At 51.6% G+C, this 14,458-nt stretch carries 14 protein-coding genes; 6 read left to right on the top strand and 8 right to left on the bottom strand.

The genetic code is table 11. The features are described from left to right. Nucleotides 1-59: 59 nt before the first annotated feature. From fabI to pspF, 7 genes are all read right to left on the bottom strand, one after another. Nucleotides 60-848, bottom strand: a complete 789-nt coding sequence (gene fabI, locus AYY17_RS01585) for an enoyl-ACP reductase FabI (protein WP_067398687.1) — start codon at nucleotides 846-848, stop codon at nucleotides 60-62. A 140-nt stretch (nucleotides 849-988) separates the two neighbouring features. Beyond that, complete coding sequence (gene sapF, locus AYY17_RS01580; protein WP_067398092.1) at nucleotides 989-1,798, bottom strand: putrescine export ABC transporter ATP-binding protein SapF; 810 nt, start codon at nucleotides 1,796-1,798, stop codon at nucleotides 989-991. After that, nucleotides 1,799-2,791 (bottom strand): putrescine export ABC transporter ATP-binding protein SapD, encoded by a 993-nt coding sequence (sapD, locus tag AYY17_RS01575; RefSeq protein WP_067420736.1) that lies wholly within the window; start codon nucleotides 2,789-2,791, stop codon nucleotides 1,799-1,801. Beyond that, entirely contained in the window at nucleotides 2,791-3,681 is an 891-nt protein-coding gene (gene sapC / locus AYY17_RS01570) for a putrescine export ABC transporter permease SapC (RefSeq protein WP_067420734.1), read from the bottom strand. Before sapC ends, sapD begins: the two co-directional genes overlap by 1 nt. After that, nucleotides 3,668-4,633 (bottom strand): putrescine export ABC transporter permease SapB, encoded by a 966-nt coding sequence (gene sapB / locus AYY17_RS01565; protein ID WP_067420728.1) that lies wholly within the window; start codon nucleotides 4,631-4,633, stop codon nucleotides 3,668-3,670. Before sapB ends, sapC begins: the two co-directional genes overlap by 14 nt. Continuing rightward, complete coding sequence (gene sapA, locus AYY17_RS01560) at nucleotides 4,630-6,342, bottom strand: ABC transporter substrate-binding protein SapA (protein ID WP_067420724.1); 1,713 nt, start codon at nucleotides 6,340-6,342, stop codon at nucleotides 4,630-4,632. The genes sapB and sapA overlap by 4 nt, the downstream gene beginning before the upstream one ends. 71 nt (nucleotides 6,343-6,413) lie before the next feature. After that, entirely contained in the window at nucleotides 6,414-7,430 is a 1,017-nt protein-coding gene (gene pspF / locus AYY17_RS01555; RefSeq protein WP_067420722.1) for a phage shock protein operon transcriptional activator, read from the bottom strand. Nucleotides 7,431-7,664: 234 nt separating this feature from the next. On the opposite strand from pspF, the gene pspA reads away from it, so the two are divergent. The 6 genes from pspA to tyrR all read left to right on the top strand — a co-directional run bounded on the left by pspA (nucleotide 7,665) and on the right by tyrR (nucleotide 13,704). After that, nucleotides 7,665-8,339 carry a phage shock protein PspA gene (pspA, locus tag AYY17_RS01550; RefSeq protein WP_067420720.1) on the top strand — a complete coding sequence of 225 codons (675 nt, stop codon included), beginning with the start codon at nucleotides 7,665-7,667 and terminating at the stop codon, nucleotides 8,337-8,339. Nucleotides 8,340-8,385: 46 nt separating this feature from the next. Then, nucleotides 8,386-8,607 (top strand): envelope stress response membrane protein PspB, encoded by a 222-nt coding sequence (gene pspB / locus AYY17_RS01545; RefSeq protein ID WP_067398078.1) that lies wholly within the window; start codon nucleotides 8,386-8,388, stop codon nucleotides 8,605-8,607. Beyond that, nucleotides 8,607-8,960: an envelope stress response membrane protein PspC gene (gene pspC, locus AYY17_RS01540; RefSeq protein ID WP_067420718.1), complete on the top strand. Its 354-nt coding sequence runs from the start codon at nucleotides 8,607-8,609 to the stop codon at nucleotides 8,958-8,960. Before pspB ends, pspC begins: the two co-directional genes overlap by 1 nt. 265 nt (nucleotides 8,961-9,225) lie before the next feature. Continuing rightward, on the top strand, nucleotides 9,226-10,623 hold the full coding sequence (locus AYY17_RS01535) for a YcjX family GTP-binding protein (protein WP_067420716.1): 1,398 nt from the start codon (nucleotides 9,226-9,228) through the stop codon (nucleotides 10,621-10,623). Further along, nucleotides 10,620-11,687 carry a YcjF family protein gene (locus tag AYY17_RS01530; RefSeq protein WP_067420714.1) on the top strand — a complete coding sequence of 356 codons (1,068 nt, stop codon included), beginning with the start codon at nucleotides 10,620-10,622 and terminating at the stop codon, nucleotides 11,685-11,687. The genes AYY17_RS01535 and AYY17_RS01530 overlap by 4 nt, the downstream gene beginning before the upstream one ends. A 421-nt stretch (nucleotides 11,688-12,108) precedes the next feature. Then, nucleotides 12,109-13,704, top strand: coding sequence for a transcriptional regulator TyrR (gene tyrR / locus AYY17_RS01525; protein ID WP_067420712.1), 1,596 nt, complete (start codon nucleotides 12,109-12,111; stop codon nucleotides 13,702-13,704). Nucleotides 13,705-13,793: 89 nt separating this feature from the next. Here tyrR and tpx read toward each other — a convergent pair whose 3' ends face one another. Then, on the bottom strand, nucleotides 13,794-14,297 hold the full coding sequence (tpx, locus tag AYY17_RS01520) for a thiol peroxidase (protein WP_067420710.1): 504 nt from the start codon (nucleotides 14,295-14,297) through the stop codon (nucleotides 13,794-13,796). Nucleotides 14,298-14,458: the final 161 nt, after the last annotated feature.

The raw sequence follows: 14,458 nt of genomic DNA, 5'->3' as shown, positions 1-14,458 counted from the left end.
ACCGCTGTGGCACGGAACGCTCAGAAAACACAGCCTCTGCATTGCAGAGGCCGGTTATCTTATTTCAGTTCCAGCTCATTCATTGCCGCGATACTGAAACCGCCGTCAACGTGCAGAACTTCACCGGTGATCCCGCCCGCCAGATCAGAGCACAGGAATGCCGCAGCATTACCCACATCTTCAGTGGTTACAGTGCGGCGCAGTGGTGTCACGGCTTCACAGTGGGACAGCATTTTACGGAAATCTTTGATACCGGATGCGGCCAGAGTACGGATAGGACCGGCAGATACGGCGTTAACGCGGATAGTTTCTTTACCCATCGCATTTGCCATATAACGGACGTTAGCTTCCAGAGAGGCTTTTGCCAGACCCATAGTATTGTAGTTAGGAATTGCGCGCTCAGCACCCAGGTAAGAGAGGGTCAGCAGAGCAGAATGCGGGTTCAGCATGCTGCGGCAGGCTTTTGCCATTGCCACAAAGCTGTAAGCGCTGATGTCGTGTGCAATACGGAAACCTTCACGGGTGACCGCATCCACATAGTCGCCGTCTAACTGGTCAGCAGGCGCGAAACCAATAGAGTGAACAAAGCCATCAAATTTCGGCCAGACTTTGGCTAACTCAGTGAACAGGCTGTCAATGCTTTCATCTTCAGCAACATCACAAGGCAGGATGATGGAGGAATCCAGGGATTGCGCGAACTCTTCAACGCGGGTTTTCAGCTTGTCATTCTGGTAGGTGAACGCAAGCTCTGCGCCCTGGTCGTGCATCGCTTTGGCAATACCGTAAGCAATTGATAATTTGCTCGCAACACCTGTGATCAGGATGCGTTTACCGGTCATAAAACCCATAGCAGTTTCCTTGTGTTTTTTCATGTCATCCGCTGTCTCCGGAAACCGGGCAGGTGATGAGGTTGTTAAAAATCCGGGTGATTCTATCACGTAACCGGAAATTGTGGTGTATTTTGCCTGACTCATCAGAGCAGTGGTGATTACTCCACGTCCCGGCGCCAGGCTTCGGCAGACAACGCCTCACCGAAATGGCTGGTAATAAGTTTACGCGTCACATCATGCAGCGGCGAGGCCAGTACTTCGGCGGTATTTCCGCGCTCAACCACTTCCCCGTTATGCATCACCATGATTTGGTCACTGATGTGTTTCGCCATGCCCAGATGTTGTGTCACATAAATATAGGCAATTTTTTGTGTTTCCTGAAGTTCCAGGATCAGATTGATTATCTGCGAGCGCAATGACATATCCAGAGAGGCCAGCGCTTCATCGGCAACAATCACTTCCGGTTGCAGGATAAGCGCACGGGCGAGTGCCACGCGCTGTTTTTGCCCGGACGCCAGCATATGCGGATAATAATCAGCATGATCAGGCAACAGACCCACCTGACGCAGTGTGGCGTGAATACGCAGACGGCGCTGGGCGGCATCAAGGTCAGTATTAAGGATCAGCGGCAGTTCCAGTATCTTCCCGGTACGCTGACGCGGATTCAGCGAGGTGGCCGGATCCTGAAAAATCATACGGATACGCTGGCTCCGGTAGCTGTAATCACCGTAAGTCAGCTTGTGTTTGTCTATCAGGATCTCCCCGCCGCTCGGTTCTATCATGCCGGATAACATCCGCGCGAGTGTTGATTTACCCGAACCATTCGCACCGGTGATAGCAAGTGTCTGCCCCGGTTGCAGGGTAAAACTGACAGGTTTGACGGCCTGCCGGTAATGGCGGCGGAAAAGTCCGTCGCGATAATGAAAGGTTTTACTCAGATTTTTGACTTCCAGCAGAGGACCAGGCATTTACACATCCTCCATATTCAGCGGGAAGTGGCAGGCAAAGCTGCGGTTTTTTATGGTGCGCAGACGCGGCGCTTCAATGCACACTTTTTGTGCATACGGACAGCGCGGCCCCAGACGGCAGCCGACCGGCAGATGTTCCAGTGACGGAATAGCGCCGGGTAATGTATTCAGCCGGCATTTGTGCGCGAGGGCTTTTTCAAAATCAGGAATTGCCCGCATCAGTGCCTGGGTATACGGATGGTGTGGCTTGAGCAGTAAATCTTTCGGCTCGGCGCTTTCCACTGTTTGTCCGCAATAGAGTACATTGATACGATCAACCAGCTGGCTCATCATCTGTAAATCATGGCTGATAAGCAAAATGGTCATATTATTATTCTGATTCAGGCGGGTGAGCAGGCGGAAAATCTGTGCCTGGGTATCCGGCTCCATGGCGTTGGTCGGCTCATCGGCGATCAACAGGCGTGGCTGATTTGCCAGCGCGATGGCAATCATCACTTTCTGACATTCACCTTCCGTCAGTTCATAGGGATAACTGCCCATGACATCTTTATGATCTTTAATGCCGACGCGGTGCAGCAACTCAATGGCACGGCGCTTACGCCAGTTAAACCGCTGCCACCAGCGGCCTTTGTAAGTCCAGCCCGGAATTGCCTGAATCAGCTGTTTGCCGATATTTTCGGACGGATCAAGACAAGACTGCGGCTCCTGAAAAATCATCGACACATTGTGTCCTATCACCTTGCGGCGCTGGCGGGGCGATAATTTAAGCAGGTCAATATCATTAAAACGGAAACGATCTGCCGTGACGCGCAGGTTATCTTTAGTAACACCGGAAATTGCTTTGGCAATCAGGCTTTTACCTGATCCGGATTCACCCGCCAGCCCGCGGAATTCGCCCTCGGTCAGGGATAATGTCACGCGATCCACCGCTTTTACCGGACCGGCGGCAGTCATAAATTCGATGGTTAAATTGCGGATATCCAGTAACGGCATTATTCCACCCCCGCATTAATCGCGCGCTGTAACCCGGTGCCGAGCAGATTGACCAGCAGCACACTGACGAGGATTGCCGTTCCCGGCAGGATCACTGACCAGGGCGCAACATAGATAAGCTCCAGCGAATCCCCGAGCATAGCTCCCCATTCCGGCGACGGCAGTTGTGCTCCCAGCTCCAGAAAACCGAGTGCGGCAATATCCAGGATAGCAATGGAGAGGGCGCGCGTCAGTTCCGTTACTGTGACCGCACTGATATTCGGCAGGACAGTACGGATAAAAATATTCAGATTGGATGCACCATCCAGGCGCGCGGCAATCACATACTCTTTATCCAGTTCATCATGCACTGCAATATAGATCATGCGCACAATACGCGGCAACAGTGCCAGCGCCACAGCAATCATCGCATTACCCAGGCTCGCACCGAAAAAAGCCACCACAATAATCGCCAGCAGCAGCGACGGAAGAGCGAGCAGAGTATCAAACATGTGATTAAATACCGCGGAGCGCAGGCCGTGGGTCATCCCCGCCAGACAGCCGATAATGATACCGGACACCGCTGCGGTAATGGTGACGAGCAGCGCACCGCCGAACGTGGACTGAGTTCCTATCAGTATGCGACTTAAAATATCGCGCCCGAGGTCGTCAGTCCCCAGGAAAAAGGCGACATTACCATAGTGTGACCAGGACGGCGGCAGCAACTGATAGCCGATAAACTGCTGGTCGAGCGCATACGGTGCGATATAGGGGCCGCTGATAGTCAGCGCCAGAAGAAACAGTACGCCGTAAAACCCGATCATAGCCGGAATATCCGCCGTAAATTTTTGCCAGATAACCCGTCCCGGCGACGGCATCTGATCTTCGCGGTAGAGTTTATCTGAATGCATACCATTCCTTATGTTTCAGCGGGTTGGATATAGCACCCAGGATATCCGATAACATATTGATAATAATGACCATTGATCCTACCAGCATCACACCGGCTGAAATCGCGGAAAAATCCTGCTGGCGGATAGCGGTTATCAGCCAGCGCCCGATACCCGGCCAGTTAAACACCACTTCTGTTACCATCGCCAGTGTCAGCATGGTGGAAAATTGCAGCCCGAGTTTAGGGATAACCGGAGGCAGCGCATTGTGCAGCAGATGACGGCGGATAATGGTCAGGCGGGATAATCCGCGGATAGCGGCGGCTTTGATATAGTTTTCATTGATAACATCTTCGGTACTGGTGCGCATCAGGCGGATAACTTCAGTCATCGGCGCGATAGAAAGCGTCAGCACCGGCAGCACCATGTGGGACAGGACATTAACTATCATCTCCTGACGGTAAGGTGAATCAGACAGCCAGGCATCGACAATAGCAAAACCGGTAACCGGTGTTAAATCATACAATAAATCAATCCGTCCTGAGACCGGCAGCCAATCCAGTCTCAGTGAGAAAAGCAGGGTAAGCAGCAGCGCCAGACCAAACACCGGGATTGAAAACCCGACCAGCGCAAAGGTACTGATAACAACATCGGCGGCTTTATTACGCCAGACACCGGCAATAATACCGGCAGGAATGCCGATCACCAGCGCCAGCAGAAAAGCCAGACCGCACAACTCCAGAGTCGGCGGCAGGGCGGACCATAACTGCTGACTGACCGGCTCGCCGTTAATCACCGAACTACCGAAATCCCAGGACAATAGCCCGTTGTAATAAAATACCAGTGCATCTGTCAGTGTGGCTCCGCTCAGGGGCGCATTCGCCGGTAAATAGCTCAGGCTGAAACTGAGCATCGACAGAAAGAAAAGCGTTATCAGCATCAGCAACAGGCGGCGCAGAATAAAGATGATCATGGTGTTTCCTTCTGCGTCACAGGTTTATCTGTGCTCACCGGTTCAGGTTTTGACTCTTCCCGGTAGACACCCGCAAACGAGGTATTTCCGAAAGTACTGAGCACCAGCCCTTTGATATCATAGCGGAATGCCTGTAAGCGCAGGGAATACGCCAGCGGCAGCACCGGCAGATCCTGCGCCAGTATCTGCTGCGCCTGATGATAATACTCAATCCGGCTGCCCAGCTGCTGTGCCAGCAGTGCCTGATGGATAACATCATCAAATTCAGGTGAACACCAGTGGCTGAGGTTGGTCTGCGAGCCAATCGCGGCACAACTGAGTAAAGGGCGGAAAAAACTGTCCGGGTCATTACTGTCGGTTGACCAGCCGGCGAGTGTAATATCATGGCTGCGATCCATCAGGGTATTCTCCTGAAAGCGTCCCTCGACCGGGCGGATATTCATCGTAATACCAACCTGCGCCAGATCCGCCTGAATAAGCTCTGCCATTTTCAGCGGGCTGGGATTATAAGATTGCGAGGCGGTCGGTACCCACAAATTCAGTGTAATACCACTCAGACCAAGCTGTTCCAGCATGGCTTTTGATTTTTCCGGATTGTACTCCGTCACCCGCGCCTGATTATCATAGGCCCAGGACACACGGGGCAGAATGGATGCTGCCGTTTCTGCCGTGCCGTAATAAATAGATTTCATCAGCCGTTCATTATTGATGGCATAAGCAATTGCCTGGCGCGCTTCCAGTTTATTAAACGGCGGTTTACTGGTATTAAACGCCAGATAGGCGATATTCATGCCCGGGCGCAGCATAAGACGCAGGCGCGGATCATCACGCAGCACCTGTAACTGGCTGGCAGCGGGATACGCCAGCACATCGCACTCGCCGGTGATAAGCTTTGACATTCGACCGGCACCGCCGGCGCCGACATCCACCACCACTTCCTGCATACGCGGCTTACCTTTCCAGTAATTTTCATGGCGCTGCATCCGGACAAATTGTCCGCTCTGATAATCATCCAGATAGTATGGCCCGGAGCCGACCGGTTTCCAGTCAATCTGCTCCTGACGCCGCACTTTTTGCAGATTATCCGCATACTCTTTTGAAAGCACCGGGGCGTAATGGGTAGCTAAATGCCACAGAAAAGAGGCATCCGGCGTATTCAGTTTGATTTCCACCGTATGGTTATTAATTTTGCGGATAGATTTCACATTGGAGGCAAACCGGAGACTGTCAAAATAGGGATAGCGCCCGCCGTTCACATAATGATACGGATTTTGCTTATCGACTATGCGGGAAAAACTGAACACCACATCATCGGCGGTTAATTTCCGTGTCGGGGTAAACCAGTCTGTGGTCTGAAACTCCACATCGCGGCGCAGGTAAAAGCGGTAAGTCGCACCGTTATCAAACACTGTCCAGCGGGCGGCGAGTTCGGGGATCAGCCGGTAAGTATAAGGGTCAACATCCAGCAGGCGGTCATATAACTGTGCTGCCAGCGGCTCGACAATCAGCCCGCTGCTGACCAGCTGCGGGTTAAAGGTACTGATGTTACCATTGACACAATAGACAAAGCCGGTATCCCGGACAGGTGTCAGTGGTGCGGTCTTCACCACTGCCGGTTCAGCCGGGCGGGGCGTATGCTGCGCAGGTGCGGCGGCAAAACCTGTTACGGGCAACAGCACCGCGCATGCCCGGATAATCCAATGGCGCATAAATAAATTACCGTTAATAATGAACGCTGTATTATATCGCAATTTGTGCGACTAACCAAAAACGGAAGCATTTAATCGGGCAAAAGGGCATTTTCACTGCGATCCGTCCCGGTCAATGCGTGTTTTTTCAGCAATCCGCGGAACTGATGATAAGTCAGATCCAGCAGCCGGGCAGCCTCCCGCTGATTAAACTGCGCCTGATGCAATGCGGCATTCAGCGCATCAGTCTCCTGTGTATGTTGCCACTGCTTCAGGGAAAACGGCAGCGACGGCAGGGGATTTTCTGCGCCGGACTGCCCGCTTTGTGCAGTAACAGTGGTGATAAACGGATTAATAATAAGTGCCGCCAGCGGCACTGTGGTATCGCCCTGACGATAAAGTGAGCGCTCTACCACATTTTTCAGCTCGCGGATATTGCCCGGCCAGGCATAATTCTGCATCTGTTGCACAGCGTGCGGTGAAAACCCGGCAAAAAACGACGTGCCCATTTCCTGACACATCTGCACGGCAAAGTGGTTTGCCAGTTCTGACAAATCACGCGGACGGCAGCGCAGTGGCGGAATAGTCACCACATCAAACGCCAGCCGGTCGAGCAAGTCCGCGCGAAAGTGTCCCTCTGCCGCGAGTGCCGGTAAATCGGCATTGGTCGCACACACTATCCGCACATCCGCCTTCAGTGTCTGTTGCCCGCCGACCCGTTCATACTCGCCGTACTCAATGACGCGCAGTAATTTTTCCTGCACATTCAGCGGCGCGGTGCCTAATTCATCGAGAAACAGTGTGCCGCCGTCCGCACGTTCAAAACGCCCCCGATGACGGCGCTGAGCCCCGGTAAACGCCCCGGACTCGTGTCCGAACAGTTCGGAATCGAGCAGATTATCGTTCAGTGCCGCACAATTGAGGGTAATAAATGGCTCATTCCAGCGGGGAGAGAGATAATGCAGACGATGCGCGAACAACTCTTTGCCGGTGCCGCGTTCGCCGCAAATCAGCACCGGGCGGGCAATTTTTGCCAGCCGCGAGATGCTCTCAAGTGCATCTATAAAGGTATTATCAATACCAATCAGCGTATCAGGGGTCTCATTCATCGTATTTTTTCATGGTTAATCTGACCACTTAGTAGTGAATAAGACCACTTTAACGCAGGTCGTGACAAAAGTGAAATTAATAAAATTTAGTAAAAACAGCAGATTAAAAAAATCTCAGAGTTGGCACGCATCTTGTAATACTTAGTTTGTCAATTAATTTAGTTAGTCAATTAATCATGACAACAACATTCAGCCCTGCGGGGCAGTTATTACGGATAAAAAAGGATACACATTATGGGAATTTTTTCACGTTTTGCCGATATCATTAATGCTAACGTCGCATCACTGCTGGATAAAGCCGAAGATCCGCAGAAAATGATCCGCCTGATGATCCAGGAAATGGAAGATATGCTGGTGGAAATCCGCTCAACCTCTGCCCGTACCCTGGCGGAGCGCAAAAACCTGTCGCGTCAGATAGAAAACGGTGATCGTCAGGTTAATGAGTGGCAGGAAAAAGCAGAGCTGGCGATAACCAAAGGCAAAGAAGATTTGGCACGCGCTGCACTGCTGGAAAAACAGCGTGTTGCAGGGCATGTGGATACATTACGTCACGAATTGATTATTCTTGATGAAACAATTGCACGACTGAAAACTGAAATTAACGAGCTGGAGCAGAAACTGACCGAAACCCGCGCCAAACAGCAATCTATGGTAGTACGCCATGATGCGGCTAAATCCTCCCGCGCGGTACGCCGCCAACTGGACAGCGGCAAGATGGATCAGGCAATGGCGCGTTTTGATCAATTTGAAGCCCGCATCGACCATATGGAAGGCGAAGCGGCAAGTTATGGTCTGGGAAAAGAAAAATCCCTGGAGCAGCAGTTTGCCGAGCTGAAAGCGGAAGATGAGATAAGCGCGCAGATAGCCGCTATCAAAGCACGACTTGAAAAAGACGAAAAGGGCGAATAAGGTCAGTAAAAGGCTTTCCTGAATTAATACCATTAAGGACAACAACATGGCATTTGTATTTTTAGGTATACCACTGACTATCTTTGTATTGTTTGTGCTGCCGATCTGGTTATGGCTGCACTACAACAGTCAGCGGGGAAGCCGGCCCGATGCATTTGAAACCCGGCGTCTCACGGCGCTGGCTGAAAATTCACAGCAAATGGAAGCGCGGATCAAAACACTGGAAGCGATTCTGGATGCGGAAAATCCGGGCTGGAGGCAATCATAATGGAATTTCAGTCACGTAAACTGTACCGGTATCCGGATGAGGGTATGTTTCGGGGAGTCTGTGCCGGTATTGCTAACTATTTTGATGTACCGGTCTGGCTTATCCGTGTTATCGCGGTTGTCGCCACCTTTACCGGGTTTTTCTGGCTGACCATCACTATGTATATCCTGTTCGGCATGGTATTACCGGTTGCCCCGCAGGGTAGTAACCGCGATTCGGGCGGACAACGTGCCGCAGAGCTTCTGGAGCAGGTGGAGCGCAGTCAGGTGCGGACAGAAAAGCGGATCCGCGATATTGAGCGCTATGTGACGTCGGAGAGGTTTACGCTTAACCGCCGCTTTCGTGATCTTTAATTATACCCTTATTCATTCAAACTGCAGGTGCGTTGGCTGCACTCAGCCAGCCGGGTCACATACTAATGTATGCTCTCCGTCTGTCTTCCCTTGCCGCCTTCCTGCACCCTGAATGACGTTGGGTATATACTCGTCATACTTCAGGATGCCTGGGTGTTGACTGCGCTCAGCCCGCCGGTATCCGGAATTATTCAGGGTACTTATCAAAGTGATAATGCTATGAAATTAAAGAACAAAAAGACCCGTCACTTACCGTGGGAGAAACATGAAACGACTGCAAAATGAGCTGAACGCCCTGGTAAACCGGGGGTTGGATCGTCATCTGCGTCTGGCGGTTACCGGGCTGAGCCGCAGCGGGAAAACCGCATTTATTACCTCGTTTGTTAATCAGTTGCTCAATGTTCAGAGCGGTGCGCGGCTGCCGCTGTTCTCTGCCGCCCGTGACGGACGTATTCACGGTGTAAAACGGATCCCGCAGCGGGATCTCGGTGTGCCGCGTTTTGCCTATGACGAAGGGCTGGCATCACTGTATGGCTCACCACCGGACTGGCCGGTGCCGACGCGCGGTGTCAGCGAAATCCGTCTGAAACTGCGCTACCGCACACAAGACAGTCTGCTGCGCCATTTTAAAGAGACCTCCACGCTCTATCTGGAGATTGTGGATTACCCGGGCGAATGGTTGCTGGATTTACCGATGCTGGAGCAGGATTATCTGACCTGGTCTGCACAGATGAAAACGCTGCTCAAAGGGGAGCGGGGACAGTGGGCAGAGCCCTGGCTGGCGCTGTGCCGTCAGTTGGATCCTTATGCACCGGCAGATGAACAGGCACTTGCCGCGATAGCGCAGGCGTATACGGATTATCTGCACCGCTGCAAAGCGGCGGGGTTTCATTTTATCCAGCCCGGACGCTTTGTGCTGCCCGGTGATATGGCGGGAGCCCCCGGTTTACAGTTTTTCCCGTTTATCACCGAGCAGATGCCGGATCAGACCCGGCTGAATAAAGCGGCAAAAAACAGTGTGCTAGGCATGCTGCGTGACCGCTATCAATACTATTGTGACCATGTGGTCAAAGGATTTTATAAGCACTATTTTCAGCATTTTGATCGCCAGATAGTGCTGGTGGATTGCCTGACTCCGCTGAACAGCGGGCCGCAGGCGTTTAATGATATGCGCCTTGCGCTGACACAACTGATGCAGAGCTTTCACTATGGCAAGCGCACACTGTTGCGCCGCCTGTTTTCGCCCTGCATCGACAAACTGCTGTTTGCGGCAAGTAAAGCTGACCATATCACGGCAGATCAGCATGCCAATCTGGTCGCACTGCTGCAGCAACTGACGCAGTCCGCCTGGCAGCAGGCCGCATTTGAAGGGATCAAAATGGATTGTATCGGGCTGGCGTCTGTGCAGGCGACAGAAAACGGCATGGTGATGCATCAGGGGGAAAAAATACCGGCCCTGAAAGGCATGCGCCTGGCGGATAACACGCCGCTGACATTCTATCCGGGCGAAGTCCCTAAACGCCTGCCGGATGCGCAGTTCTGGCAGCAGCAGGGATTTCAGTTTGAATCGTTCCGCCCGCTGCCGATGCGGATGGATACACCATTGCCGCATATCCGTATGGACAGTGCGATGGAATTTTTACTGGGAGATAAATTGTCATGAATGAGCCGGTAAAATCACGGATAGACTTTGATGAAGCCCCGTTGTCAACAGAGGTACAGGAAGAACTCAAACCTGCCCGTCAGTTTGAGGCCTCTGATGTTATCTTTGAGCAATCAATTGCGATGCAGTCAGAACAGGACGCGGAAGGGGATGCGGAAGCCTTGCTGAATCAGGTTCTGAAACCGCGCCGCAGTCTCTGGCGTAAACTGATTTTTGTGGCAGGCGGATTGCTGGGGATCAGTGCGGTCGCACAACTTATTCAGTGGGTGAATGATGCATGGACAGGTAATGACTGGACCGCCCTCGGCGGTATTGCGGCAACATTTTTGATCCTGATTGCGGGGGTCGGCTCGGTGCTGACAGAATGGCGGCGCCTGTACCGTTTGCGTCAGCGCGCCAGCGAGCGGGAAGCCGCTTGCGCGTTGCTACAAAGTCACCGTATCGGAGAGGGGCGTGCATTTTGTGAGAAACTGGCTGAGCAGGCGAATATTCCGGCGCATCATCCGGCATTGCAGCAGTGGCAGAGTCTGTTACAGAGCACTCATAACGATCGCGAAGTGGTGACATTGTACAGTCAGATTGTCCAGCCGGTATTAGATGAACAGGCACGCCGGGCAATCAGCCGGTTTGCGGCAGAATCTGCGCTGATGATCGCGGTCAGTCCTCTGGCGCTGGTGGATATGGCGTTTATTGCCTGGCGTAATATCCGTCTGATAAACCGGGTCGCGGCGATTTACGGCATCGAACTGGGTTATTACAGCCGCTTACGTTTGTTTAAACTGGTGTTACTGAATATTGCCTTTGCGGGTGCGTCAGAGCTTATCCGCGAAGTGGGCATGGACTGGCTCTCCCAGGATATTACCGCACGGCTCTCTGCCCGCGCGGCGCAAGGCATGGGGGCAGGGTTACTGACTGCGCGCCTGGGCATCAAAGCGATGGAATTGTGCCGCCCGCTTCCCTGGATTGAAAATGATAAACCGAAACTGACCGATTTTCGCAAACAGTTGTTGCAACAGCTTAAACAGGCAATTCCGAAAGGTAAAACACCGGAAAAAACTATCTGACCGCAGGTTTACAGACCGGATGTGCATTTTGTGATGTCATCCGGTCTTATTATGCAGAAATCCGTGCTCTGTCACTGTTTTTTTTACTGTGACCTCACTATGCTCCCCGTCTATCTTTCCTTGCCGCTTGCCTGCATCTTGAATGACGTTGGGTATAAGCGTATGTACGTATATGGAACTGCGATCACAGAGGCGCGTTAATTGTGTCAACTAATCGTGACAGTTTTCATTTTATACCGTAAAATCGGTTTCAATTAGCCGGAAAATAATAACTTAAGTGTATACCCCTATTCATTCAAACTGCAGGTGTGTTGGCTGCACTCAACCAGCCGGGTCACATACCAATGTATGCTCCCCGTCTGTTTTCCCTTGCCGCCTTCCTGCATCTTGAATGACGTTGGGTATAAATAGGATCGTAATGATGCGATTGGAAGTAATTTGCCAGGACCGAATCGGACTGACGCGGGAGTTATTGGATCTGCTGGTATTGCAAAATATCGACCTGAAAGGCATTGAAATTGCCCCGAACGGCCGGATTTACCTTAATTTTATGCAGATTGATTTTTCTGTATTTCAGTCCCTTATGGCTGAAATCCGCCGTATTCAGGGTGTGGTGGATGTCAGAACTGTTCATTTTATGCCTTCAGAGCGCGAGCAACGCGCAATGTGGGTATTACTTGAATCACTGGAAGACCCGATTTTATCGCTGGATTTACGCGGTAATATCGAGCTTGCCAACAGTGCGGCGCTGTCTCTGTTTACCACTACAGAAGAGCGCATTCAGCAGCGCAATATCACCTATTATTTCAGCCAGTTTAATTTCAGCCGCTGGATTGAGCAGGATGTGCCGTCGCCGCATAAAGAAACCCTGATACTCAAAGGGCACACTTACAGCCTGAATGTCACACCAATCAGCTTTGATGATAAAGACGATACCTCTGCAGCTATTGGTGCGGTTGTGTTGCTGCGCGCGGAAAATAACAGCGGAACCGGTCAGAAACGCCGCATGCAGGTGGCTCACTCAGGCAGCTTTGATGATTTGGTGGCGAAAAGCGCCAAAATGCGTCATGTGGTTGAGCAGGCGCAGCGCATGGCAAAAATGGACTCCCCGCTGTTACTGGTCGGTGAAACCGGTACCGGGAAAGACGTGTTTGCCAAAGCCTGCCACCTTTACAGTGTGCGCGGCAACCAGGCATTCCTGGGACTTAACTGCGCCTCTATGCCGGATGATGTGGTGGAAACTGAATTATTCGGTTACGCCGCAGGCGCTTATGCCAACAGTACCGAGCCGAAAAAAGGCTTCTTTGAGCAAGCCAACGGCGGCACTGTTCTTCTGGATGAAATTGCCGAAATGTCATCACAGATGCAGATAAAGCTGCTGCGGTTTCTCAATGACGGCACGTTCCGCCGTGTCGGGGAAGAGCATGAGGTAAAAGTGGATGTACGGGTTATCTGTGCAACACAAAAAAATCTGCTGGAGCTGGTAAAAGAGGGTAAATTCCGCGAAGACCTTTATTACCGCCTCAATGTGCTGACGCTGACCATTCCGCCACTGCGTGATCATCAGGAAGACATTCTGCCGCTGACCCGTGATTTGGTTAAGCGTTTTTCTGACGAGCAGGAGTGCGAAGAGCCGCGCCTTGCGCCGGAGCTGGGACCGTTTTTATGTGCTTATCACTGGCCGGGCAATGTCCGTCAGTTACGTAACGTGATTTATCAGGCGCTTTCCTCACTGGAAGGTTCTCTGTTGCGCCCGCAGGATATCGTGTTACCGGAGTTGGAAGCAGAAATCGGTTTCAGTGAAGATATTCTCAGCGGTTCGCTGGATGATATCACCAAGCGCTTTGAATGCTCGGTACTGACCCGCCTGTACCGTCACTACCCGAGTACCCGTAAGCTGGCGAAGAGACTTAATGTCTCTCATACCGCGATTGCCAATAAATTGCGTGAGTACGGGCTCAGCCGGGTGCGCGCAGGCACAAAGAACAGTGACAGTGATGAAGACGAAGAGTCCTGAGTTATCTGTGCTGTAAAAAGTACTGTAAAAAGAACCCCGCACCTTTTCCGGTAGCGGGGTTTTTTATGGGTATATTGTAATATGTACAATTATTTCAGTGCATTCAGCGCGCTGTCATAATCCGGCTCTTCAGTGATTTCGCCGACGAGCTGGCTGTAAATCACATTATCTTTCTCATCCAGCACCACAACTGCACGGGCGCACAGACCGGCTAACGGGCCGCTGCCAATCCCGACACCGTAATTTTCACGGAACTCCGGGTCACGCAAAGTGGAGAGCATCACGACATTTTCAATGCCTTCAGCACCGCAGAAACGTGCCTGAGCGAAAGGCAGATCAGCGGAGATACATAAAACAACAGCATTGCTGAGTTTTGCGGCAGTTTCATTAAATTTGCGTACAGAGGTCGCGCACACACCGGTATCCACACTCGGGAAAATATTGAGGATTTTACGTTTTCCGGCATAAGTGGCGAGAGTGGCATCGGACAGTTCACCGGTCACTAAGCTGAAGGGTGCGGCTTTATCACCAAGGTGTGGGAACGAACCATAAACCCGTACATCATTACCCTGAAGTTTTACAGAATTAGTCATATTTTTATCCTTTTAATGAAGCCCATAATTGTTTATTTAAAAATTGCAGACAGGTGTTTTTACATCGAATACCGTCCATTAAAATGTAATATTCGATTGTTGTGTTTCGGTAATCATCGGATAATCTATCGGTTTACTATTTCTAATACAAGGCGTCCGTT

Origin of the sequence: Morganella psychrotolerans (assembly GCF_001676055.1) — a bacterium.
In the GTDB taxonomy this organism is placed as follows: Bacteria; Pseudomonadota; Gammaproteobacteria; order Enterobacterales; family Enterobacteriaceae; genus Morganella; species Morganella psychrotolerans_B.
Note: the sequence above shows the minus strand (reverse complement) of the source record. Positions and strands in the feature narration are given on the sequence as shown.